Annotated in this window: 19 protein-coding genes and 1 pseudogene; 12 read left to right on the plus strand and 8 right to left on the minus strand. The window is 71.1% G+C overall.

Annotation, left to right across the window (positions count from 1 at the left end):
- Positions 1 to 52 precede the first annotated feature (52 nt).
- Entirely contained in the window at positions 53 to 640 is a 588-nt protein-coding gene (locus HTV45_RS17395; protein ID WP_215206714.1) for a hypothetical protein, read from the minus strand.
- A gap of 505 nt (positions 641 to 1,145) precedes the next feature.
- On the opposite strand from HTV45_RS17395, the pseudogene HTV45_RS17400 reads away from it, so the two are divergent.
- Positions 1,146 to 1,487: pseudogene (locus HTV45_RS17400) on the plus strand (PH domain-containing protein); the annotation flags it as partial.
- An 82-nt stretch (positions 1,488 to 1,569) separates the two neighbouring features.
- On the opposite strand, the gene HTV45_RS17405 reads toward HTV45_RS17400, so the two are convergent.
- Positions 1,570 to 1,980: a DUF6223 family protein gene (locus tag HTV45_RS17405; protein WP_251692281.1), complete on the minus strand. Its 411-nt coding sequence runs from the start codon at positions 1,978 to 1,980 to the stop codon at positions 1,570 to 1,572.
- 299 nt (positions 1,981 to 2,279) lie between these two features.
- Between HTV45_RS17405 and HTV45_RS17410 the strand changes: the two genes are divergently transcribed.
- The 7 genes from HTV45_RS17410 (at position 2,280) to HTV45_RS17440 (ending at position 8,634) form a co-directional block, all read left to right on the plus strand.
- Positions 2,280 to 3,407, plus strand: a complete 1,128-nt coding sequence (locus tag HTV45_RS17410; RefSeq protein ID WP_215206715.1) for a sensor histidine kinase — start codon at positions 2,280 to 2,282, stop codon at positions 3,405 to 3,407.
- Positions 3,404 to 4,066, plus strand: coding sequence for a response regulator transcription factor (locus tag HTV45_RS17415; RefSeq protein ID WP_215206716.1), 663 nt, complete (start codon positions 3,404 to 3,406; stop codon positions 4,064 to 4,066). Before HTV45_RS17410 ends, HTV45_RS17415 begins: the two co-directional genes overlap by 4 nt.
- A gap of 637 nt (positions 4,067 to 4,703) precedes the next feature.
- Positions 4,704 to 4,922 (plus strand): hypothetical protein, encoded by a 219-nt coding sequence (locus tag HTV45_RS17420; RefSeq protein WP_215206717.1) that lies wholly within the window; start codon positions 4,704 to 4,706, stop codon positions 4,920 to 4,922.
- A gap of 95 nt (positions 4,923 to 5,017) precedes the next feature.
- On the plus strand, positions 5,018 to 6,007 hold the full coding sequence (locus tag HTV45_RS17425; RefSeq protein ID WP_215206718.1) for a sporulation protein: 990 nt from the start codon (positions 5,018 to 5,020) through the stop codon (positions 6,005 to 6,007).
- A gap of 136 nt (positions 6,008 to 6,143) precedes the next feature.
- Positions 6,144 to 6,599: a tellurite resistance TerB family protein gene (locus HTV45_RS17430; protein ID WP_215206719.1), complete on the plus strand. Its 456-nt coding sequence runs from the start codon at positions 6,144 to 6,146 to the stop codon at positions 6,597 to 6,599.
- Between the two features lie 314 nt (positions 6,600 to 6,913).
- On the plus strand, positions 6,914 to 7,288 hold the full coding sequence (locus tag HTV45_RS17435; RefSeq protein ID WP_215206720.1) for a hypothetical protein: 375 nt from the start codon (positions 6,914 to 6,916) through the stop codon (positions 7,286 to 7,288).
- 62 nt (positions 7,289 to 7,350) lie between these two features.
- Positions 7,351 to 8,634 (plus strand): caspase domain-containing protein, encoded by a 1,284-nt coding sequence (locus tag HTV45_RS17440; protein ID WP_215206721.1) that lies wholly within the window; start codon positions 7,351 to 7,353, stop codon positions 8,632 to 8,634.
- Here HTV45_RS17440 and HTV45_RS17445 read toward each other — a convergent pair.
- From HTV45_RS17445 to HTV45_RS17455, 3 genes are all read right to left on the minus strand, one after another.
- Positions 8,595 to 9,551 carry a hypothetical protein gene (locus tag HTV45_RS17445; protein ID WP_215206722.1) on the minus strand — a complete coding sequence of 319 codons (957 nt, stop codon included), beginning with the start codon at positions 9,549 to 9,551 and terminating at the stop codon, positions 8,595 to 8,597. The genes HTV45_RS17440 and HTV45_RS17445 overlap by 40 nt on opposite strands.
- Positions 9,552 to 9,557: 6 nt before the next feature.
- Positions 9,558 to 10,505 carry a hypothetical protein gene (locus HTV45_RS17450; RefSeq protein WP_215206723.1) on the minus strand — a complete coding sequence of 316 codons (948 nt, stop codon included), beginning with the start codon at positions 10,503 to 10,505 and terminating at the stop codon, positions 9,558 to 9,560.
- 244 nt (positions 10,506 to 10,749) lie between these two features.
- Positions 10,750 to 12,012, minus strand: a complete 1,263-nt coding sequence (locus HTV45_RS17455; protein ID WP_215206724.1) for a CdaR family transcriptional regulator — start codon at positions 12,010 to 12,012, stop codon at positions 10,750 to 10,752.
- A gap of 365 nt (positions 12,013 to 12,377) precedes the next feature.
- On the opposite strand from HTV45_RS17455, the gene HTV45_RS17460 reads away from it, so the two are divergent.
- Positions 12,378 to 13,223: a DUF4394 domain-containing protein gene (locus HTV45_RS17460; RefSeq protein ID WP_215206725.1), complete on the plus strand. Its 846-nt coding sequence runs from the start codon at positions 12,378 to 12,380 to the stop codon at positions 13,221 to 13,223.
- A 678-nt stretch (positions 13,224 to 13,901) separates the two neighbouring features.
- Positions 13,902 to 14,735, plus strand: a complete 834-nt coding sequence (locus HTV45_RS17465) for a PIG-L family deacetylase (RefSeq protein ID WP_215206726.1) — start codon at positions 13,902 to 13,904, stop codon at positions 14,733 to 14,735.
- A 103-nt stretch (positions 14,736 to 14,838) separates the two neighbouring features.
- Here HTV45_RS17465 and HTV45_RS17470 read toward each other — a convergent pair whose 3' ends face one another.
- Both HTV45_RS17470 and HTV45_RS17475 read right to left on the minus strand, forming a co-directional pair.
- The gene (locus tag HTV45_RS17470) at positions 14,839 to 15,783 is read right to left on the minus strand and encodes a TauD/TfdA family dioxygenase (protein WP_215206727.1); all 945 of its coding nucleotides are present in this window, start codon (positions 15,781 to 15,783) and stop codon (positions 14,839 to 14,841) included.
- A gap of 521 nt (positions 15,784 to 16,304) precedes the next feature.
- On the minus strand, positions 16,305 to 17,603 hold the full coding sequence (locus HTV45_RS17475; protein WP_215206728.1) for a lanthionine synthetase LanC family protein: 1,299 nt from the start codon (positions 17,601 to 17,603) through the stop codon (positions 16,305 to 16,307).
- A gap of 198 nt (positions 17,604 to 17,801) precedes the next feature.
- On the opposite strand from HTV45_RS17475, the gene HTV45_RS17480 reads away from it, so the two are divergent.
- Positions 17,802 to 17,972 (plus strand): hydrophobic protein, encoded by a 171-nt coding sequence (locus HTV45_RS17480; RefSeq protein ID WP_103543168.1) that lies wholly within the window; start codon positions 17,802 to 17,804, stop codon positions 17,970 to 17,972.
- Positions 17,973 to 18,075: 103 nt separating this feature from the next.
- On the opposite strand, the gene HTV45_RS17485 is transcribed toward HTV45_RS17480, so the two are convergent.
- On the minus strand, positions 18,076 to 19,320 hold the full coding sequence (locus HTV45_RS17485; protein ID WP_308309691.1) for a peptidase: 1,245 nt from the start codon (positions 19,318 to 19,320) through the stop codon (positions 18,076 to 18,078).
- 509 nt (positions 19,321 to 19,829) lie between these two features.
- On the opposite strand from HTV45_RS17485, the gene HTV45_RS17490 reads away from it, so the two are divergent.
- Positions 19,830 to 20,603 carry a polysaccharide deacetylase family protein gene (locus HTV45_RS17490; protein ID WP_215206730.1) on the plus strand — a complete coding sequence of 258 codons (774 nt, stop codon included), beginning with the start codon at positions 19,830 to 19,832 and terminating at the stop codon, positions 20,601 to 20,603.
- Positions 20,604 to 20,627: the final 24 nt, after the last annotated feature.

The following is a 20,627-nucleotide window of genomic DNA, read 5'->3' on the forward strand; positions in this document are numbered from 1 at the left end:
CGAGATCCGTCACGCACCTTCGACGACCGACCGCACCATAGGAAGCGACGCTTTATCGGCGGCCGTGTTTCTTCTTTTTGGCGCCATGCCCGCGGGTGCTCGGGTCATGGCGACGGCTGGATGAGGAACCTCCCGGGTCGCGTGAATTGCCGGCGGGTTGATGCCTGCGTACATGCTCGGCAAGCCTATTCTGTTGTGCCATCTCTCTCTGCCTGGCTTCCTCGGCCAGGATGTTGTTCCTCACCACTTCTACGTACTCCTCCTGCACTGCTGCGTGCTGACGCATGCTGCGTTCGTGGGCGCGAGCGGCCTCCACCGTTGTCTCCATAGAATTGACGTACTGCGTATGGACTTGCTGTACGTCTACGAATGACGCCGTTCCCTGCCGGTAGGACTCCCACTGCTGGCTCTCGCGCTCAGCCCACATCCCGGAGGTGCTCCTGGATGCCTCATATCGTTGATCGGTGACCCCCTCCGCCTCGGAAGCCTGGCGGAGCGGGTCGTTTCCGAGGTAGTCGAAATACTGGCCCATTTGTACGATCGCATCGTTATGGTTCTGCTGCCATCCACCGACGCGCTCCATGTCGTATTCTATATTTTCGAGCTTCTGCTCCAGCTCCTTGGCCCGTTCTGACGCCATTTCACCTCTCCTGACCGAATAAGCTGCCGAGCATGACGTGAGCCGCAACGGTCTCGTCGTGCCGACGGTTCAATGGCAACCCGCCCGCTCCTGTCCCCGGAGACTGGCCGGACACGGAATCCGGACCTCACGCACGGCCGGTGTGGACCGACTGTGGAACGTGCGGTGCATCTCCCGATCATGGAAGATGCATCGATGCCCCGGCCTGGACACCGGCCGTCGAGCCGGACGGCGAGATCCGCGACGGCGACTGCCTCAAGGACTGGCCGAAGGGGATGCGGTTTCGGTGCTCAAGGGGTCACTTCAGCATTCCGGCTGGCCGTGCACTATTTCATCCGCTACATCTGCGTCGGCGGCCCTTCGCTTCCACTCGACGAGCAGGTCCCCATCGTCTGGCGCGTCCCCGAGCCCACGCGGTCCTTGCCGTACGAGGGTGACTCGTCCCCCGCCGGTGGCTGCACCCGCGGATGCCGCGGCGATCGGAGCGGTCCGGGAGTCGGGCGAGGGAGAGATGTTTCTGACGGCGCGCTTCCTGGAGCACACCGACTACAACCCGCACGGCTTCGGCACCCACATCGTCATCGGGGGCGGCCCGCCCGCCGTGACGCCCCACTCCGGCCCGGGACGGTTCGCGGCGAGGCCGATCCCGGCGCAGCGGCTCACCGTCAAGGACGTGCGGCGTGTCCGGGGCGACGACGGCGATTCGGTTCCCCGCGGCTGGCACATCGCCGAACTCGACGACGCGGGCGAGCCGGTCCGCCTCGCGGCCGCCCCGGCCGACCTGGTGCGCATCATCCGCGTGCTGGAGGCAGCGGAACTCGCGCACCACGCGAGCCCCGGGCCGTGACCGGCGCCTCCCGGTCCAAGTTCCCCCTGGACATCCCGGACCTGGCCATCTCCCTCACCGGGAGCTGAACCCCTCCCGCCGGTCACCCACCCGCCGCGGCCCGGCTGCCCCCGGGCCGCGGCGAGCCGGAGCGGACCAGAGCCAGCCTGCCGAGGACCGTGGCAATCAGCCCCAGCACCAGGGCAGCGGCGCCGCCCACCACTCCGTTCCCGGTGCCGGGGCCACCGTCGGCGAGAGCCAGGTTCAGCACGCCGCCGACCACGGAGATCAGGCCCGCCACCAGGGCCGTGACAGCCCTCGCCGTCCCACCCCTGCCGGTACGGCGGCCCGAGCGGGCCAGAGCCAGTGCGCCGATGACCACGCCGGCCAGCGCCAGCAGTGCTGCCGCGGTGGCCCAGAATCGTGCGGCAGTCAGGGTGTATGGCTCCGCCTCGGCCGACTGGGCCGAGACCTGCGCGGCCGCCGGTGCGGCAAGCACGAGGAGTCCGGTCAAGGCGGCTCCGGCCGTGGCAAGCGCACGTCGGACCGGTCCCGGGGCTCGTGATGGGCGCATGTCTCTCTCCTGTCTCGTGCGTCTCGTGCGTCTCGTTCCCGAGGTGCGGATGTCACCCGAGCATGTCTGCCGGGGACCCCGCCGGTCGTCCCGCAGACGGACGCGTTTCGCGCTGCCGCCGACGGCGCACCTGGCTACCGCGGATGCCGCAGGCCCCGCGGAGGTACTGCGGGCGCGGTAGCCAGGTACTCCACCACGAGCGGGACTCGCCCCCGGCGGCCTCCGGCTAGGGTGCGCGCATGAGGGCGAGGCGGTTCGGTGTCCGCGCCGGTATCAGGGACTGGGCGATCGCCGTCGGGGTGGCGTCGGCCCTGCTGCTCACGGGGATGTCCGGGCGGAGCGTGGCGACCGGGCTCGACCTGCTCGGGTACGCGCTGCTGGTGGCAGGCGGCCTGGCACTGGCGGCCTGCCACCGGGCTCCGGTCGTCGTCCTCGCCGTCACCGGGCTGTGCGCGGTGGGTTACCAAGCGGCCGGTTTCGACGTACCCGCCGTCGCCTACCTGTTCGCGGTGTACGCCACCGTACGAGCGGGACACCGCACCACCACCGTGGCGGCGAGCCTGGCCATGCTGGCCCTCCTCCCCCTCGCGGCCCTGACCTCGGGCCTGCACGACACGGGCGAGGCATTCGCGCGGGCCAGGGGCGCCCTCGAGCTGGCCTGGCTCATCGCGGCCGGTGCCGCGGGTGAGGCGCTGCGGCAGGCCGAGCGGAGGGCGGACGAGGCCGAGCGCAGCCGGGAGGAGACCGCGCGGCGCCGCGCGGACCAGGAGCGGCTGCACATCGCGCGGGAACTGCACGATTCCCTCACCCACCAGATCTCCGTCATCAAGGTGCAGTCCGAGGTCGCGGTTCACACGGCCCGCAAGCGCGGCGAACAGGTGCCGGAGGCGCTGCTGGCGATCCGGGAGGCGGGGCGCGAGGCGTCGAGGGAACTGCGGGCGACCCTGGAGGCGGTGCGCGACGACGGCACGACGCCGCCGCGTGGGCTCGACCACGTCCCGGAGCTGGTCGAACGGACCCGCACCACTGGCCTGGAGGCGACCCTGACGATCGAAGGAGAGCGGCACGAGGTGCCGGCCGCGGTGGGCCGGACCGTCTACCGGATCGTGCAGGAGTCGCTCACCAACATCGTTCGGCATGCCGGCGCGGGCACGGCATCGGTCCGGATCGAGTGCCGCCAGGACACCCTCGCCCTGCGCATCGACGACGACGGCGGGGCGACGCCGGACTCCGCGCCGGTGCCCGGCGTCGGACTGGCCGGCATGCGCGAACGCGTCACCGCCCTCGGCGGCCGGCTGCGCGCGGAGCCGCGTGAGGAGGGCGGCTTCACCGTCCAGGCCGAACTCCCCCTGAACGGGACGTCATGATCCGTGTCCTGCTGGTCGACGACCAGCCGCTGATTCGCAGCGGTTTCCGCGCACTCCTCGACCTCGAGGACGACATCGAGGTGGTGGCCGAGGCCGGTGACGGGAGGGAGGGGCTGGCTCTCATCAGGGACCACCTGCCCGACGTCGCGCTCATCGACATCCAGATGCCGGTCGTCGACGGTATCCAGGCGACCCGGAGCATCGCCGCGGACCCGTCCCTGGCCGGGGTGCACGTCGTCATCCTGACCAACTACGGCATGGACGAGTACGTCTTCGACGCGCTACGCGCCGGCGCTGCCGGATTCCTCGTCAAGGACATCGTGCCGGAGGACTTCCTCCACGCCGTACGCGTCGCCGCGCGCGGAGACGCCTTGCTCGCCCCCTCGGTCACCCGCAGGCTCATCGACCGACACATCAGCCGACCCCTTCCGACCGGTGTCCGGACGGAGCTGAAAGAACTGACCAGCCGTGAACGCGAAGCCGTCGCCCTGGTCGCGCGGGGCATGTCCAACGACCAGATCGCCGGACACATGGTGATCAGTCCGATGACCGCGAAAACCCATGTCAACCGGGCCATGGCCAAGCTCCACGTCCGTGACCGCGCCCAACTGGTGGTCCTCGCCTACGAGTCCGGCCTGGTCACCCCGCGCAACCACTGATGCCGGCGTACCCGCGGCAGCGCAGGGCGGGACGGACGATTCCGGCGCTCGGACGACGTCGTGGACGGTGTGCACGGTCAGGCCGGATGCGTGCCGGGTGACAGTGCTGCGTCGGCATCGTCGTGGAGGACGGTCGGGCCGTGGTGGGCGGCGGTGGCTGAGAGCGCGAGGCGCTTCGCCGCTCGGCGCGTACGGGGCGTCATCGTGCCCGACCGAGCAAGCCCGCCCGCCCGCCCGGCGCGGAGGCGACCAGAGCAGGACCGGCCCCGGCGCCGGCCGGGTGCGCCGGAAGGGCCCTCGGCGCACAACCGACCGGTGAATACGGTGACCGGAGTGGTGCGCCGATCCGGCGGACAGGCGCCGTCTCCCCACCTGTACGTGCAGACAGCAGGCCGTTCTGGCTGGAACCAGGTCCCCACCCCCGGCGCGCGTCCCCTCGATCTCCGGCGCTCCGCCCCCCCGGGGAACGGCCTTCGCGCCCACCAGCCTCTGGTCGGCCCAGGGGTGTATTTCGGCCTTTCCCGGCGAGGCGTCCCGCACCGCGCCCTTCATCCGCCGAGCCGACTCTATGCTTCTACTCGTTTGTAGAAACAGGCCCTGGGCCGACCCGGGCCGCGCACCTCTGGAGACGACACACATGGCCTCGATCGACCTGGACAAGGTGCTGGACAAGGCGTGGGCGGACAAGAGCCTGCAGGAGATACTCGCCGCTCCCGTCGGAGCCCTGAAGGGGGTCTCCGACCGCGACGGTGAGCTGCTCCAGGAGGCGTTCGGCGTCAAGACCGTCGCGGACCTGGCCGACTTGAAGTACGTCCGCTGGGCGCAGGCTCTCGCCGCTCTCGAGGCGGCCAAGTAGCCGACCGGTCAACGGCGGTGGTGCCGTCGGCCGCCATGCGGGCGGTCGGCGCCTTCCTGACGAAGAACAAGCACGCGTAAGGAGTGGACGCCACGATGGTGTTCAAGCGACTTCTCGGCTCTCTCGGTGTGGGCGCCCCCACGGTCGACACGGTCCTCGACCCGGCTCCCGTTCTGCCCGGCGGCGCACTCAGCGGTCAGGTGGTCCTCAAGGGCGGCCAGGCCGACTTCGACATCGAGCACGTCACGCTCGACCTCGTGGCCCGGGTCGAGGCCGAGCACGAGGAGGGTGAGAGCGAGGGCGCCGTCGTCTTCGACCGGTTCACCGTCGGCGGCGGCTTCCGGCTGGCCGCCGAAGAGACGCGCAGCGTCCCCTTCGACATCACACTGCCCTGGGAGACACCCGTCACCGAGCTGTACGGGCAGCCCCTGGGCATCGTGCTCGGTGTGCGCACCGAACTCGCGGTCGCCGGCGCCAAGGACAAGGGCGACCTGGACCAGCTCACCGTCGGCCCGCTGCCGGTCCAGGCAGCGATCCTGGAGGCCTTCGGACAGCTCGGCTTCGGCTTCAGGTCCGCCGACCTCGAATACGGACACATCGGCGGCACCGGGCAGCAGCTCCCCTTCTACCAGGAGATCGAGCTGCACCCCGGACCCCGGTACGCGCACCAGATCAACGAGGTCGAGCTGACCTTCCTGGCCGGCCCCGCGGGCCTGGAGGTGGTCCTGGAAGCCGACAAGCGCGGCGGCCTCTTCTCCTCCGGCCACGACGCGCTCACCCGCTTCACCGTCGGTCACCACGACACCCGGGACTGGACGTCCGAGGTCGACGGCTGGATCCGCCGGGTCGTCGAGCACCGGTCCGCCTACGGGCACGGCGCGCCCTCCGCCGGACACGGACACCACGGACACGGCGATCACCACCACGACGGCGACCGCCACGGCTCCGGCCCCGGTATGGGCACGGCGATCGCCGCCGGAGCCGCCGGACTCGCGGTCGGTGTCGTCGGCGGTATGGTCGCCGCCGAGGTCGTCGACGAGGTGGGGGACTTCTTCGAGGGCGACGACGACGAGAGCGAGGACTGAGCGGCAGCCGGCATCCCACGCCAGGTGCGGGGACGGAGCCGCGCGCTCCGCCATCCGCTTCCCGGCCGCAGCACGAGCTCTCGACCGCCCCGAGGCGCACCGCGCAGGGGCTCCCTTTGATCTGTTTGGAGTGTTCATGGCCCTGTGGGACCGCTTCAAGGAGTCCGCGTCGCAGATGCAGACCCAGCTCACGGCGAAGAAGAACGACCTGAAGAGCGGCGCCTTCCGCGACGCCGCCATGGCGATGTGCGCGCTGGTCGCCGCAGCCGACGGCACCGTCGACCCCTCGGAACGCCAGCGCGTCGCCCAACTCATCGCCACCAACGACGTACTGCAGAACTTCCCCGCCGATGACCTGCACCGCCGCTTCGAGGACAACCTGAACAAGCTCGCCGCCGACTTCGCCCTCGGCAAGGTCAGCGTCCTCCAGGAGATCGCCAAGGCGAAGAAGAAGCCCGCCGAGGCACGGGCCGTGGTGCAGATCGGCATCGTGATCGGCGGCGCCGACGGCGACTTCGACAAGGACGAGCAGGCCGTCGTTCGCGAGGCGTGCTACGCCCTCGACCTCCCGCCGCACGAGTTCGATCTCTGACCAGCAGACGGGTCCCATCTCTGACCAGCAGGCAGGTTCCATCTCTGACCAGCAGGCGGGCGCTCACGCGGGTGCTCACGCCGGAGCGATCACGGTCGCGTGCCGCTCCGGCGGGTCCGCCCACCCCTCGCGGCGCGCCACGTCCGCACCATCGGCTCTCCGGCATGTGAGCCCAGCACGCAGGCGGAGGTCTGCCGGCCCGGGACGGTGCCGGGAGTCCCGGCGGGCCAACCGCTGATGGCCGCGTGACCGGCCCGGTCGACACTGTGCGAACCCCTGACTCGGCCACTGGGTGACTGCTAGCGTCGATAACCATGGCAGTCGAAGATCCGAGCAGCCTCAGGTTGACAGTCGACGGCGGTATCGACGAGGTGCTGTCCTTGCAGCGGTGGCTCAGCGGCCACGACGACTTCGCCGGGCGGACGCGGTTGCGGCGGGAGGAGCCCGGGCCCGGTCAGATGGGGGCGGTGCTCGAGACGATCACGGTCGCCGCGGGCGGTGGCGGTGCGGTGACCGCGTTGATCGGCACGTTGTCGGTGTGGATGCGCCATCGGGGCACCAAGATCACCGCGACCGTCAAGAAGGGGGATCGCAGCGTCACGATCTCCGCGGATCGGGTTCGGGCGGCCGAAATGGCCCAGTTGCAGGAGATGGTGACGGAGTTCTCCCGCACTCTGGACGAGGACTGAGTCGGCCTGTGGCGACTGGGCGCCTCCGGCTTGCCGACCCGGATCGGTCACGGGTGGTCCTCGTGGGCACCGCGCACTACCGGTACGGGCTGCCGGACATCCCACCGGTGGCAGGCAACGTCGACGGACTGGCTCGCATCTTCCGTGATCCCGGGCTGGGCGGGCTGGGCGCGGACACGTGCCACACGCTCGCCGACCCCACCAGGGATCTCGCGATCCGGCAGATCGCCGCGTGGTGCCGGGAAGCCGAAGACGTCCTCGTCGTGTACTTCTCCGGCCACGGTCTGATCGGCGAGGACGGCGAGCTGCTGCTCGCCTGTGAAGACACCGACCCGGACATGTCCGAGTACACCGCACTGCCCATCAGTCTGCTGCGCAAGGCGGTTCAGGCGAGTCCGGCCCGGACCAGGGTCCTCATCCTCGACTGCTGCTACTCGGGACGGGCGATCCGGGCCCTCGGCAGCGCCGAGGCCGACCTGCTGGGCCAGGTGGAACTGTCGGGCACCTACACCCTCGCCTCCGCGCCGGGTGACCTGCAGTCGCTGTTCAACGAGGGCGAGCGGTACACCGTCTTCACCGGGGAGCTGATCGACACCCTGCGCAACGGCATCGCCGAAGAGGGCAGCCTGTTGTCGGTCGGCGCGGTGTACCGGCATCTGCTCCGCACGCTGCGCGGCAGCAACCTGCCGGAGCCCAGACAGGTCCACAGCAACACGGCCGGCGACCTCGCGCTCGTGCACAACGCGGCCTACGTGGGCGCCGATCCCGTTCCCCGGAGCACGGGTCCGCAGGGCAATCCGTTCCGGCACGTCGACCTGCTGGTACGGCGTGCCGGTGAGGACACCCGGGACCGGCTCGTGCTCCGCAACGCCGCCCGGGACCACACCTGGCCGGTGCTGGCCCGGCTGCGCATGGTGGCCGAGCTCGACCGCCTCGGCGAGACGGGGACCGTCGTGGAGACACTGCGCGGTCTCGGCGTGAGCGGCGACGTGCACCAGGCGTTGAGGAGGATGCGTGAGTTCAGCTCGCTGGTCGAGGAAGACCGGCTCTGGGAGTCGCAGTTGGCCGACTCCTGGAACGTGGGAACCGCCGATGACCCGGACGTCCTGTGGGGACTGATGATGGCGATCTGGCTGTCCGCCAGCGGGTTGCCGGTCGACAAGCAGACCGCCGCCGTCACCGAGCTCGTCGGCCATGGGTACGGCGGCCAGGCGCGGAGCGTGCTGAAGGGGATGCTGGGCAGAGGTGACCTGCCTGCCTCCGAACGCCGTGCGGTCCAAGCCGCGTTGAAGGAATTCGAGCGGTCTCAGCGACGTCTGCCCGATACCCCTGGCAGCAGGCGATAGACGGGATCGTCCAGGGCCAGCTCCCGGACCCCCGCCGCAGCCGGGCCAGCCATGGCGTTGCGGCGTTGCCGAAGGGCCTCACCTCGGATGACGCGCATGACCCGCCAGACCCCGATCACGACGAACGCCGTGCTCATCCAGGTCACCGCCCCGACATAGTCGGGGCCACCACCCAGGGCCCGCACCATCCCGGGCAGGGGAACGGCCGGGGACAGCAGCAGGACGCCACCGGCCATGGCACCCCGGACGTCGATCCGTGCCTGGGACATCGGCACCGCGTACGCCGCGGCGAACCCGGGGTGCCGCCACATCAGCACGACGGTCTGGCCGACCGTCAGCATCGCGATCCCGGCCGCGGCGGACGCCGTCGCCACCAGCAGGGTGGCCCAGCGCGGCATCGTCTCGAACCGCCACGCGGTGAGTCCGCACGACAGCAGCACCGCCCATGTCATCCCCGTCACCCACAGGGTGTGGACACTCGCCGCGGCCTGCGGCTCCTCCCGGCGCAGGACGTGCCGCACGAGCAGGATGTGCCCGCCTGCGCCGGCCGCCACGACCATGAGGACCGTCGCGCTCAGGATCACCATCGACCGGTACTCGCCGAGGTCGTACCGCAGCACCACACCGGTGATCCCCGCCGCGCCGATGAGCGCGACGCCGGACCGCGAGCCGTCTCCACTGCGCATGCTCATGACGATCACCGCCGTCGCGAACCCCAGGAGTGCCACGGCCGACTTCAGAAGCACCGGCTGCAGGTCCGCCGGCATCCAGGGGTCGGAGGACTCCCACAGCAGCCCGCCCGTCACCAGGGCCAGACACAGCGCGGCGGGCTTGACGGCGTCGCCGCGGGACAGGACGGGGAGGAAGAGCCACACTGCCACCACCGCTGTGCCGGCCTGGATCGTGTCGGCGTCCAAGGTTCCTCACCCCCTCCGTGCGATGCCCGGCAGCAGCCGGTACACCGGCTCCGACTCCATGAGCTCCCGCAGCGCCGATGCGGCCGGCAGGTTCGCGGGCGTCTCCCGGTGGCGCCGATGGTGAGCAGCGCGGTCCAGCATCCTCCGCAGCGTCACGCCGCCCGTGACCACGCAGGCCGAGCCCGCGACGAGGAGCGCGGCCGTGACGGGCGCGGGTGACCGGACGACCAGCGGAACGCCCAGCATCACCAGAGCACCGACATCCACCGCGACCCACACGACCAGATCGACGGTGGCCGCCCGCCGGGTGGGCGACCATGGCTTGGCCCACGCCTGCGCGAACGCGCCGTTGCGGACCAGGATGAACGTGAAAGCGGCAAGCTGCAGCGCGACCGCCAAGCCGGCGAAGCCGAGGAACAGCAGGCTGAGCGCGAGCCAGGGCTGCGGCATCATTCCGCCGGCGGCGCCAACCAGGATGCCCGCCGACGCGGTCAGCATGCTCCACCGCCACATCCGCCGGACCGGGAGGTACGTCCCGGCGGCTGCCCTCGGCAGCACCGACAGCTGTCCGAGAACGTGCACCGCGATCAGCATGAGGACGGCTGCCGACGCCGCCGGCACGATCCGTAGGAACGGGGCCGGTTCGGTGAACAGCAGGATCCCGACCGAGACCACGGCGAACACGACGGCCGTGACCATGCCGGAGAACCCGTCATGGTGGCGACGCAGACCGAACGGAATGGCGACGACCGCTGCCACGGCCACGACCCCGAACTGCCCGACCAGCAGCTCCACGTGCTCGGCGGGCATCCACCCGACCATTTCCTGGAGGACCAGTCCTCCACCGGCCAGAACCAGACACATGCCGCCGAAGGAAGCCACCCGGTACCCGGTCCACGCGACGAACGCGAGCACCGTCAGCAGGAGGCTTGTGCCAAGCGAGGTCCCCGACATCGCCCTCCCCCTCGTCACTCCCGCGACGGACCGGCCACCGGCAGCCGACCATATCGTCCTGGAACCCCTCCACCGGGCGGATCCGACCGAGCTGACCCGCCCATGGAGCACAAGCCGTCAAGGCATCGCGGTACGCGCCAGGTGGGGGACATCCCGGCGCCGGCGTCACCGGACCCGGGCCACGTACCTCCCTGCGGCCCGTCCCGGCAGGCATCCCGGCTCCGGATGTTCGCCCGGTTCGGGGTCACGCTGTCGACAGGTGCCGCATGACGACCGAGCTGAGGATGCGCACGCCGCGCGTCGAGCCGGGGTCGATGCCGGTGAGCTCCCGCACCCGGCGGAGGCGATAGTCCAGGGTGCGGGGGTGGACGTTGAGGGCTGCCGCCGTGGTACCGCGGTGCATGTCGTGGTGGTAGTACGCGTCAAGTGTGACCAGGAGGTCCGGGCCGGGTCGCAGGCTCCGGCCCACGGCGTGGAGCCACGCGTCGAGGAACGGCGCGTCCGCGACGGCGAGTTCGACGAACACGTCAGAGACGGTGTACGGCCGCAGCCGAGCGGACGCCCGTCGCAGCGGCGCCGCCCTGCTGATCCGCCGGGCCGTCGCGAGAGCGTCGGCGACCTCGGACAGTGGTGAGGGGACGGTACCGGCGGCGCAGGGGCGGCCGAGAGCCTGGGCGAAGTCCCGTACGAGACCGGATACGAGGTCGGGCAAGCGGTCGGGGCCGAGGTCGGGGGCGGAGTGCGGCTGCGCGGCCCCGGCTGTACCGGGCCCCTCGGCCGCCTGAGGGGGCGTGGGGGGATGCAAGGGAACCAGGACGATCAGCTCACCGCTCCTGTTCCCCCTGCCCGGACACCACATGGCCGGCGCTTGGTGGGCTTTCACCAGCCTCTCGATCTCGCCCTCCAGGTCACGGTCACCGACGGGACGGTCCGGCACCCGGATCACCGTCACCGTGCAGCGCTCGGGCAGTTCCATGCCCAGTGCCGAAGCGAGTTCCGCCGCGATGGGATCCGCGTTCAGCAGCGACCGGGCCAGCAGGGCGGCCTGCTCGACGTACGGCAGACGGTGCCGCAGCGCCGTCACGAATCCCTGACTGTAGGCGCGGATACCGCGTTCTCCCTGCGGGGCGAACCAGTTCATCATCCGCATGAGTTCGTCGACACCGGCGCCGCGCTGGGCCTCGGTCGCCTCGTTGATCTCGCGCAGCATGAGTGAGGTGTGCAGTCGCAGGACCCGCTGCCGTGCGTCGAGCGGCATCCCCGCTGCGGCCCGCACCTCGCCGATCGACGCGATGTAGCCGAGGTCGTCGTCGCTCAGTTCGCTGTTGTCCGACGACAGGTCGACCGTACGGCGCCGCAGCCACAACGCGTACTCCAGCGTCTCGGCCCGCGCCCGGGAGTTCGAGCCAAGGAACCCGAACTCCGGAATCTCGCGCGCGTACGCCTCGACCTCCCGGCGCGCGTTGGCCGGTGCCTGCCGGGCCAACTCGGCGAAGAAGCTGCCCATGGGCGCGAGCATGCCATTCCGGCCGAAGAAGCCGACAGGGGAAATCCGGACGGCATTCATCACTTCTCACACATGGGAGACGACCGCGTCCGGGACGCTTTGCCACAGTGCGCAAAATCCCCGGAACGGGACATTCCCATCGTCTGTCTCACTTGTGGAGACACGGTGACCTGGCCTTAATGGGAACCGCGTACCGGCCCGTCGGGAACATCACGGCAGTCATTCCGGCCACCACTGCCGGATCAGCACGGGAATCGGTGCGCGTTTCTCTCATCTGCGCGCGACTCAATGGTGCTTGTTCACACGGGAGGGCATTACCGGTGACATCAGGAACGAGAAAGAGAATCGCGGCGGCGGTGGCGGTCATGACCACGTCGACAGCGCTCATGCTGAGCGCGCCGGGCAGTGGCTCGGCCGCTCCCGCCGCCACTCCCAGCCTGCGCGCGTTCGGGATCACGGGGGACGGCACCCTGATGGCCACGTTCACGACCGACCGGCCGAACGTGCTCGACTGGGTCAGGGAAGTCGTCGGGCTCACCGGCGACTCGGCTCTGATCGGTATCGACTTCCGGGTGCAGAACGGCCTGATGTACGGCGTCGGCAACAGGGGCGGCATCTACACGATCAAGACCCCGCCGGCCACCACGGACGTCGTGGTCACCAAGGTGTCCCAGCTCCAGTACGCGCTGCACGGCACGAACTTCGGCGTCGACTTCAACCCGGCCGCCGACCGGCTGCGGGTGATCAGCGACAACGGCCAGAACCTGCGGCACAACCTCAACGACCACACGACCGTCCAGGACCTGAACCTCACCACCCCGCCGTCCGAGGGCACGACCAAGGGCGTCTCCGCCGCCGCCTATACGAACAACGACCTCAACGGGGGCACCGGGACCACGCTGTTCGACATCAACACGACCAGCGACCAGATCGTTCTCCAGTCCCCGGCCAACAACGGCACGCTGGCTCCGGCCGGCGACCTCGGCATCGGCGCGCAGATCAACGCCGGGATGGACATCTTCAGCACCCTGTCGGGCGGCAGGACGACCGGCAACGCCGCCTTCGCCACTCTCACCGCCCCCGGCGCCGACCGGCCCTCCCTCTACAGCATCAACCTCCTCACCGGCGAGGCCACGCCCGTGACCGACGCCTCCAGGTCCAAGTTCCCCCTGGACATCACGGACCTGGCCATCTCCCTCACCGGAAGCTGAGCCCCTCCCCGCAGGTCACCCACCCGCCGCGGCCCGGCTGCCCCCGGGCCGCGGCGAACCGGGAAGGTGGCTCCGCGGGCACACCCGGTCGCGGTCATGCGCGATCGGGTCTCCCAGGACAGCACGCCGCCCCTGGCCCCGACCACGCCCCGAGGCCGTCGGCCGTCGGCCGTCGGCCCCACAGGCGCACGTTCGGCTACCCGGCGAGACCGCGGAACAGGGCCTCGAGGTCCTGTCCGCCGTCCCGGGTCCGGGCGCCGCCGACCAGGCCTGCGCTCATGAGCTGCGCCGCGGCGGTCCTGGCCGGTCGGCGTCGAGTACCCGCTGACCTCCCTCGGCGCATCCCCGCGCGAGCCGTTCGCCCGCCTCTGCGACCGGACCGTCGCGAACGCCCCCGAGATCCAGGCGCACCGGCGTGACCACGACCGGCGAGCCGCGCGCCGGCACCACGACACCGTCCGCCGGATCCGGCGCCCGGCCGAGGCGGTCAAGCCGGGCGGCCCGGGTGGGAACAGCCGGTCCGGCCCGCGTTGTTGCACCGACCGAGGTGCCGGTGCCGCGCGTGCGGGGAGACGGGGAGCGCATGAGCCCGTCCGCCCCACCGGGAGCCGGGCCCCGGATCGCGGCATGCCCGCCGCGCAGCCCGGACCAGGATGTTTTCCCCAGGAGGACTGCTTCATGACCGACCGGCCCCTGACGCTCATGGCCGTACACGCCCACCCCGACGACGAGGCCACCGGGACCGGGGGAATCCTCGCGCGGTATGCGGCGGAAGGCATCCGCACAGTTCTCGTGACGTGTACCGACGGCGGTTGCGGTGACGGGCCGGGGGGCGTCAAGCCGGGCGATCCCGGGCACGATCCGGCGGCCGTCGCCCTGATGCGCCGCCGGGAACTCGAGGCGAGCTGTGGCGTCCTGAAGGTCAGCGACCTGGAGATGCTGGACTACGCCGACTCCGGGATGATGGGCTGGCCGAGCAACGACGCCCCCGGGTCCTTCTGGCAGACCCCCGTCGAGAAGGGCGCCGCCCGGCTCGCGGACCTCATGGCTCACTACCGGCCCGATGTGGTCGTCACCTATGACGAGAACGGCTTCTACGGTCACCCCGACCACATCCAGGCCCACCGCATCACGATGGCGGCGCTGGAGATGACCACGTCGACACCGAAGGTGTACTGGACCACGATGCCCCGCTCGGGGATGCGGCGGTTCGGCGAGATCATGCGCGAGTTCCATCCGGAGATGCCGGATCCGGATCCCGCCGAGGCCGCCGCGATGGCCGAGATCGGCCTCCCCGACGATGAGATCACCACGTGGGTGGACACCACCGCGTTCAGTGGCCAGAAGTTCGACGCGCTGGCCGCGCACGCCAGTCAGGGCGAGAACATCTTCTTCCTCAGGATGGGCAAGGAAAGGTTCGGCGAGCTGATGGGCGTCGAGACCTTCGTTCGTGTCAAGGACGCCACCGGTGCGGCCGTGCCCGAGAACGATCTCTTCGCCGGACTGCGCTGATCCGCCCGGCCGGCCGGCGTCGGCCATGGACACCTCGGTGGGCCCCGCCGCCGCCGGGTACGGCCTCGCGCCGTACCCGGCCCGAGGCCGTACCGGGGTGTCGTCAGAAGGGGCGGTCGCCGGCGATGGCGACGCGTTCGGCCACGCGGCGGTGCGGTCCGTAGTCGTTCACCGCGTAGTGCTGGGTGGCACGGTTGTCCCAGAAGGCGACGTCGCCGGGCTGCCAGCGGAACCGCACCTGGTACTCCGGAACGTGCGCCTGCTGGAAGAGGTAGCGCAGCAGCCGGTCGCTCTCCTCCCTCTCCATCCCGGTGATCCGGGTGGTGAAGGAGGTGTTGACGAACAGCATGCGCCGGCCCGTCTCCGGGTGGCGGCGCACGACCGGGTGCTCCACCGGCGGGAAGAGGTCCTGGAACGGGGCGAGCCGCTCGGGGCCGTAGAAGCGGGCGAAGCCGGGGATGTAGTCGTGCACGGCGGTGGCACCGTCGATGCGGTCCTTCACCTCCTGCGGGAGGTTGTCGTACGCGGCGGCCATGTCCGCCCACATCGTGTCCCCGCCGGACGGCGGCACCTCACGCAGTTGCAGCACGGCGCCGAGCGCGGGACGCTCGCGGAAGGTGACGTCGGCGTGCCAGACGTTCTCGAACGTCGGTGTGGCGCCGTCACCCTTGTCGAAGAGCACCACCTCCTCGTCGGTACCGCGGGCGAGGAGCGGATTGGTCTCCAACTCACCCCAGTGACGGGCGAAGTGGCGCTGCTGGTCGGAGGTCAGGTGCTGGGCGCGGAAGAAGAGCACCTTCCACTCCAGCAGGGCACGGTTCAGCTCTTCCCGCAGGGCCGCGCCGACGGGGCGGGAGAGGTCCACGCCCCTCACCTCCGCCCCGATCGTGCACGCCTGGGGCACGAGCTCGAAGTGCTCGTAGGGCCGCTCCCGCCACCCGTCGGGCAGCCGCCGCAGCGTACGCGCGCCTTCGTGCATCCCGCCCTCCGGCACCCGCGCCTCGCGCAGCGCCGTCGTGGGTCTGGCGTTCGTCACGGTCACCGTCATGGGGTCTCTCCTCGTTCGCGTGGTGCGTGGCGCCCGGCGCGTGACAGGTGGCGCCTGGCGCAAGACGCACGGCAGGTGGCATGGCAGATGGCGGTCAGCCGGAGACGCGGCGGCCCTGAGCGCGGCGGCCGAAGGGGGACGGCGGTGCGACGCGCGAGTACCGGAGTCGTCCGGACGATCGAGAGGCCGGGAAGTCAGACCCGGGCGCCCCGAGCCGTCGGTATCCGGGGCACATCGGGGAAGTGGCCGGTACGGGCCTGGGCTACGGCGCTGCGAGCACGCGGCTCGGCGGCGATCCGGCTATCGGCCGGAGCGCTCGCATCCGGTCCGGTCCGGGACGCGCAGGGGTCCCGCCGTGGTGTCGAACCAGTGTCCGGTCATGCCGCTGATTGTGTGGTCCACCCTTTGTCCTGTCAATGGGGCCTCGACCCCGTGGACAAGCCACCGCACGAGAGGAAGACTCGGGTGGCTGCCGCCACGTCTGCGTCCCGCGGCGGCGCACAAGGGCAGGGCCCGTCACGTCACGACACGGCGCCGGCACCGAGGGAGCGGGTCGCCGGCCGGGCCGGTACCGGAGGCTGGTCCGGCCAGGTGAAGGCGTACCGGGGGTCGCCCCCGCGGCTCAGCCGTACGAAGCGGAGGAGTTCACGGACGATGCCCGCGTTGCCCATCGCCCAGCCGGTACGCGGTTCGAGGTCGCTCGGGGCGTCCCGGTACTCGACGTTGGACCAGCGGGCGCCGTCGCCGTCCCGGATCGCACGGACGGCGAGGTCCGCGACGAGGACGTGGGCGAAGTCGTACGGATCCTGCTGCTCGGCGATCCGGTCGCAGGCCAGGGCGAGGACGCCCGCGGTGCCGCAGCAGCGGCCGTTGTTGTCCCAGAAGCCGGGGCGCAGCCGGCGGGGCAGGCCGGAGTGGGTGATCGTCTGCAGGCAGCGGTCGGCGAGGGCGGACCAGACGGGGTCTGCCGTGACGTCCCGCAGCAGTCGGAAGACCTGGGCGTCACCGGCCGGACCGTGGCACCAGCCGTAGCTGACGGGCTCGATCACATCGGGACGGAACTGCGGGGTGGAGTGCGGCACCAGGAAGCCCTCCGGTCCCGCTTCGTCACGGGCCACGACGTCCGCGGCACCGGCCAGCGCCAGCTCGGCCAGGTCCGCCCGGCCGGTGGCCCCGCCGACCCGGGCGAGCGCCAGGACGATGCCGAGGGTGCCGTGCGAGATGTGGTGCAGACGGGATGCGGTACCCGGGCGGTGCGCCCAGTGAACGCCTGCCGGGGTCCGCTCCGCCGTCCGCGCGTACGGTTCCATGGCGAGGACGGCCAGTTCGGCGTCGCCGGCCATGAGGGCGCCGAGGCCGATTCCCGCGTTGCCGCCCATCAGCTCGAACAGCTCGCCCCAGCGGGTTCCGTCGAAGCGTGACCGCACGAGGTGCAGCGCGCGGTCGGCGGCGGCGCCGGCGGCCGTGTCGCCGAGTTCCTGGTGCAGGGCCCGCAGGACGAGGGCCATTCCGGTGCGGCCGAAGTAGAGGGAGTCGTCGTCGATGCCGTCGGCGGAGTCCGCGAGGCCGCGGGCCGTGCGCAGGGCGGCATCGGCGTAGGAGTCGTCGCCGAAGTGCTGCCACGCCTCCAGGAGCACGGGGACGATACCGGCCGTGCCGCTGTAGAGGGTCGGGTCGCACGCTGCGTCCGAAGATCTGGCCGGCCAGGCGAGGCCCCCTCCGGGGGTCTCTCGCGCCGCCCCGGTCAGCCGGCGCAGCCCTTCCACCGCCAGCTCCTCGACTTCGTCAACTGTCAGGGCGGCGGCTCCCGGTGACGTCATGTGCCCACTCTCGCACGGTCTTCCGGGCCCCTCCCGGCATTTCCCGGACGACGCCGTCGCTCCGCGGTTCTCTCCGGCGGCCGGTACACCGTCGTGGCGGGGCCTCCCTGGTGCCCCCGTTTTTCCTTCACAAACAAGGTGAGATTCGTGAGTGAGGGTGGCTACAGCGGGCAATCGGGGTCCAGGAGGTTGATAACTATGGTTCCCCTGCTACTCGTTCTGCTTCTTGCCCTGATCCTCTTCGGTGCCGGTTTCGCCGTGAAGGTGCTCTGGTGGGTCGCCATCGCCGTTCTGGTGCTCTGGCTGCTCGGCTTCGTCATGCGCTCCACCTCGGCAGGTGGGGGCCGGGGCCGCTGGTACCGATGGTGATCCGTACCTGAGCCTCATCCGCAGCGCAGGGCCCGGCCACGTGGTGGCCGGGCCCTGCGGCTCTGTGCGTCCGCCGGGCGGTTCTTCGCGTCGGGAGTGCCGGTCAGGCGCCGGTGCGCGCGGTGCGGCGACGGGCCGCGGCCATCGCGCCGACGCCGAGCACGAGCGCCGCGCCGCCCGCCAGGGCGGCCTGCTGCACGGTGTCGCCCGCACCCGTCGCGGCGAGCGTCCCGGTGACGCCGCCCGCGGTGGTGCTCGCCGGAGTGGCCGACCTGCCGCCCTGGCCGGTGGTGTTGTCGGTCGTGCCGGGCGTGTCCTCGGCGTCCTTGTCCTTGCCCGGGTCACTGCCCTTGGCCAGGATCCTGAACTCGTACTGCTCGAAGTCCGGGTATCCGCCGCAGGAGCCGTCCTCGTTGAAGTAGTCGGCCGCGACGAGCGCCACGCCCTGGCCGGCCGGGACGTCCGCGTCGACCTTCAGACGCAGCTTGACGTCGGCCGATGCCTTCGGTTCCAGCGCGCCGACGGACGGCCCGCTCAGGACGCCGGCATCGCGCCACTTCGGGTCCGCGGCCGTGGACCACTCCAGGTCCAGGTACGAGCCGAGCTCCTTGGCGCTCTTGTTGGCGAAGGCGTGGACGGCTGTGTAGAGGTACACCTCGTCCATCGTCCGGCTGGTGCCGTTGGTGACGCGGAGCGTGAAGTTCTCCGTGGTTCCGCCGACGATCCTGTCCTCCAGCCCACTGACGACGGTGGTGAGCCGGGGCTCGGGGACGCACTCGCCGCCCGGCTCCTCTTCCTCCCCGGCCTTGGCGTCCGCCAGGGCCTTCTTCGCGTCGTCCAGCTTCTCCTCGGCCTCGTCCTGCACCTTCTGCAGAGCGCCGATCCTGCGGGTCTGGGCGACACGGGCGTCCTCGTGGGCGGTCCGCGCCTCGGTGGCCTCGGTGTCGGCGGCCTTCTTGGCCTGAGCCGCCTCCAGGGCGGCCTTCTCGGCCTTGTCCAGCGCCGTCTGCGCCGTGGCCTTCTCCTCGTCGGTGGCGGCCTCGTCCAGCGCGGCACGGGCGTCCACCACGGCCTGGCCGGCCTCGGTCTCGACCTTGGCGGCGGCCTCGGCGGCCTTCTCGGCCTCGATGACCGCGGCCTTGGTGGGGTGGGTCTCCTCTTCCATGCCCTCGGTGAGGAACGTGATGGCCTCCTCCACCGCGAGCACGGCGGCGTCGTACTCCTTCTGCGCGCGGTCGACGGCCCGCTGGAGCTCCTCGATCGTGGACTGCGCCCGCTGACCCAGGGCGGTCGGCCGCTCGTCGGCGAAGGCGGGCGCGGCCGAGAGGAGGACGACCGGGGCGGTCACGGCGGCGGCTACGGCAGTGGCAAGTACACAGCGAATCTTCACGGAGGACCCCCGGTCCGGTGGTGGAAAAGTGTGCGGGGACAGCGCGCTGACGGAAGTACGCACGTCGCGCGGTGCCCCGGCGATCGTAAAGGCTTCATGATCAGGGTCACAGGGGGTTTCCCGCGCCGTCGCCGGAAAAGCTTCCACAGCGTGTGAACAAACGGTGTGAACACGACAGTTGCCTACGGAGGCCGCGTTTTTTGTGTGAGCCATCTCATGGCTCCGCGCCCGGTGACACGGCGTCCCGTGACGGCGGACGGCGCCGTAGGAGGGGGCCGCCCAAGTGCCGTAGGAGAGGGCCGCCCAAGTCGGGCGCGGCGGCCCGGACTTCGCAGGTCCTGTTCGCGTACTTCCACGGGTTCGTCCGCGATCCGTAACGGACGCATCCACAACCGCCCCTCCCTCGTCCTGCCAGGTGGCCCCAGGGGGGCAGGAGCGACGGGCGACCAGGCGGAAGCGGGGCGGACATGGCACGGCACGGGGCGGGGCGGGGCTGGTACGGCAAGGTGGCCGGGGCGGCACTCGGGGTGACGGCGCTGGCCGTCGGCGCCTCGGTGTGGACCGCGCAGGCCGACGCCGTGGGCGGACCGCGGCCGCAGGCATCCGCCTCCGCGACACCGGCCGGGGGCGTCGAGCGGGTCGACAAGACCATCGTGCACGCCTCCGACGCGGGGCCGCGCGGCGTCAACATCACCATCGACGACGGTCCCGACCCCCAGTGGACTCCCCAGGTGCTCGACCTGCTGCGTGAGCACGGGGTGAAGGCCACGTTCTGCGTGACGGGGACGCAGGCGCAGGCCCACCCGGACCTGGTGAAGGACGTGGTGGCGGCCGGACACCGGCTGTGCAACCACTCGGTGTCGCACGACACCACCATGGACCGGAAGTCCGAGGCCTACCAGTCGCGGGAGATCCTCGACGCCGAACGCATGATCACCGAGGCGTCCGGAGGGGTACGGTCCCTGTACTACCGGGCGCCCGGCGGGGCGTTCACTCCGTACAGCCGCGAGCTGGCCGCTTCCCGGGGCATGCGCCCGCTGGGCTGGAACGTGGACACCAAGGACTTCGAGCAGCCGGGCGCGGACGCCATCGTCGCCACCGTCGAGCGGGAGCTGCCCAACGGGCCGACGCTCCTCTTCCACGACGCGGGCGGCGACCGCGCCCAGACCGTCGAGGCGCTGCGCCGCGTACTCCCCTGGCTCGAGGAGCAGGGCTACTCCTTCGGTTTCCCGGTGCGTTAGCGGTCGTCGCCCGCCCGGCCCGGC

This window comes from Streptomyces sp. CHD11 (genome assembly GCF_018638295.1).
GTDB lineage: Bacteria > Actinomycetota > Actinomycetes > Streptomycetales > Streptomycetaceae > Streptomyces.

What these genes read in the sequence shown, in the direction of transcription:
- HTV45_RS17450 (WP_215206723.1), bottom strand. Translation starts at nt 10,505, where the DNA reads ATGTCGGGGACCTCGCTTGGCACAAGCCTCCTGCTGACGGTGCTCGCG.
- HTV45_RS17455 (WP_215206724.1), bottom strand. Translation starts at nt 12,012, where the DNA reads ATGGGCAGCTTCTTCGCCGAGTTGGCCCGGCAGGCACCGGCCAACGCG.
- HTV45_RS17395 (WP_215206714.1), bottom strand. Translation starts at nt 640, where the DNA reads ATGGCGTCAGAACGGGCCAAGGAGCTGGAGCAGAAGCTCGAAAATATA.
- HTV45_RS17430 (WP_215206719.1), top strand. Translation starts at nt 6,144, where the DNA reads ATGGCCCTGTGGGACCGCTTCAAGGAGTCCGCGTCGCAGATGCAGACC.
- HTV45_RS17490 (WP_215206730.1), top strand. Translation starts at nt 19,830, where the DNA reads ATGGCACGGCACGGGGCGGGGCGGGGCTGGTACGGCAAGGTGGCCGGG.
- HTV45_RS17470 (WP_215206727.1), bottom strand. Translation starts at nt 15,783, where the DNA reads ATGACGGTGACCGTGACGAACGCCAGACCCACGACGGCGCTGCGCGAG.
- HTV45_RS17410 (WP_215206715.1), top strand. Translation starts at nt 2,280, where the DNA reads ATGAGGGCGAGGCGGTTCGGTGTCCGCGCCGGTATCAGGGACTGGGCG.
- HTV45_RS17460 (WP_215206725.1), top strand. Translation starts at nt 12,378, where the DNA reads ATGACCACGTCGACAGCGCTCATGCTGAGCGCGCCGGGCAGTGGCTCG.
- HTV45_RS17475 (WP_215206728.1), bottom strand. Translation starts at nt 17,603, where the DNA reads ATGACGTCACCGGGAGCCGCCGCCCTGACAGTTGACGAAGTCGAGGAG.
- HTV45_RS17420 (WP_215206717.1), top strand. Translation starts at nt 4,704, where the DNA reads ATGGCCTCGATCGACCTGGACAAGGTGCTGGACAAGGCGTGGGCGGAC.
- HTV45_RS17435 (WP_215206720.1), top strand. Translation starts at nt 6,914, where the DNA reads ATGGCAGTCGAAGATCCGAGCAGCCTCAGGTTGACAGTCGACGGCGGT.
- HTV45_RS17415 (WP_215206716.1), top strand. Translation starts at nt 3,404, where the DNA reads ATGATCCGTGTCCTGCTGGTCGACGACCAGCCGCTGATTCGCAGCGGT.
- HTV45_RS17465 (WP_215206726.1), top strand. Translation starts at nt 13,902, where the DNA reads ATGACCGACCGGCCCCTGACGCTCATGGCCGTACACGCCCACCCCGAC.
- HTV45_RS17425 (WP_215206718.1), top strand. Translation starts at nt 5,018, where the DNA reads ATGGTGTTCAAGCGACTTCTCGGCTCTCTCGGTGTGGGCGCCCCCACG.
- HTV45_RS17480 (WP_103543168.1), top strand. Translation starts at nt 17,802, where the DNA reads ATGGTTCCCCTGCTACTCGTTCTGCTTCTTGCCCTGATCCTCTTCGGT.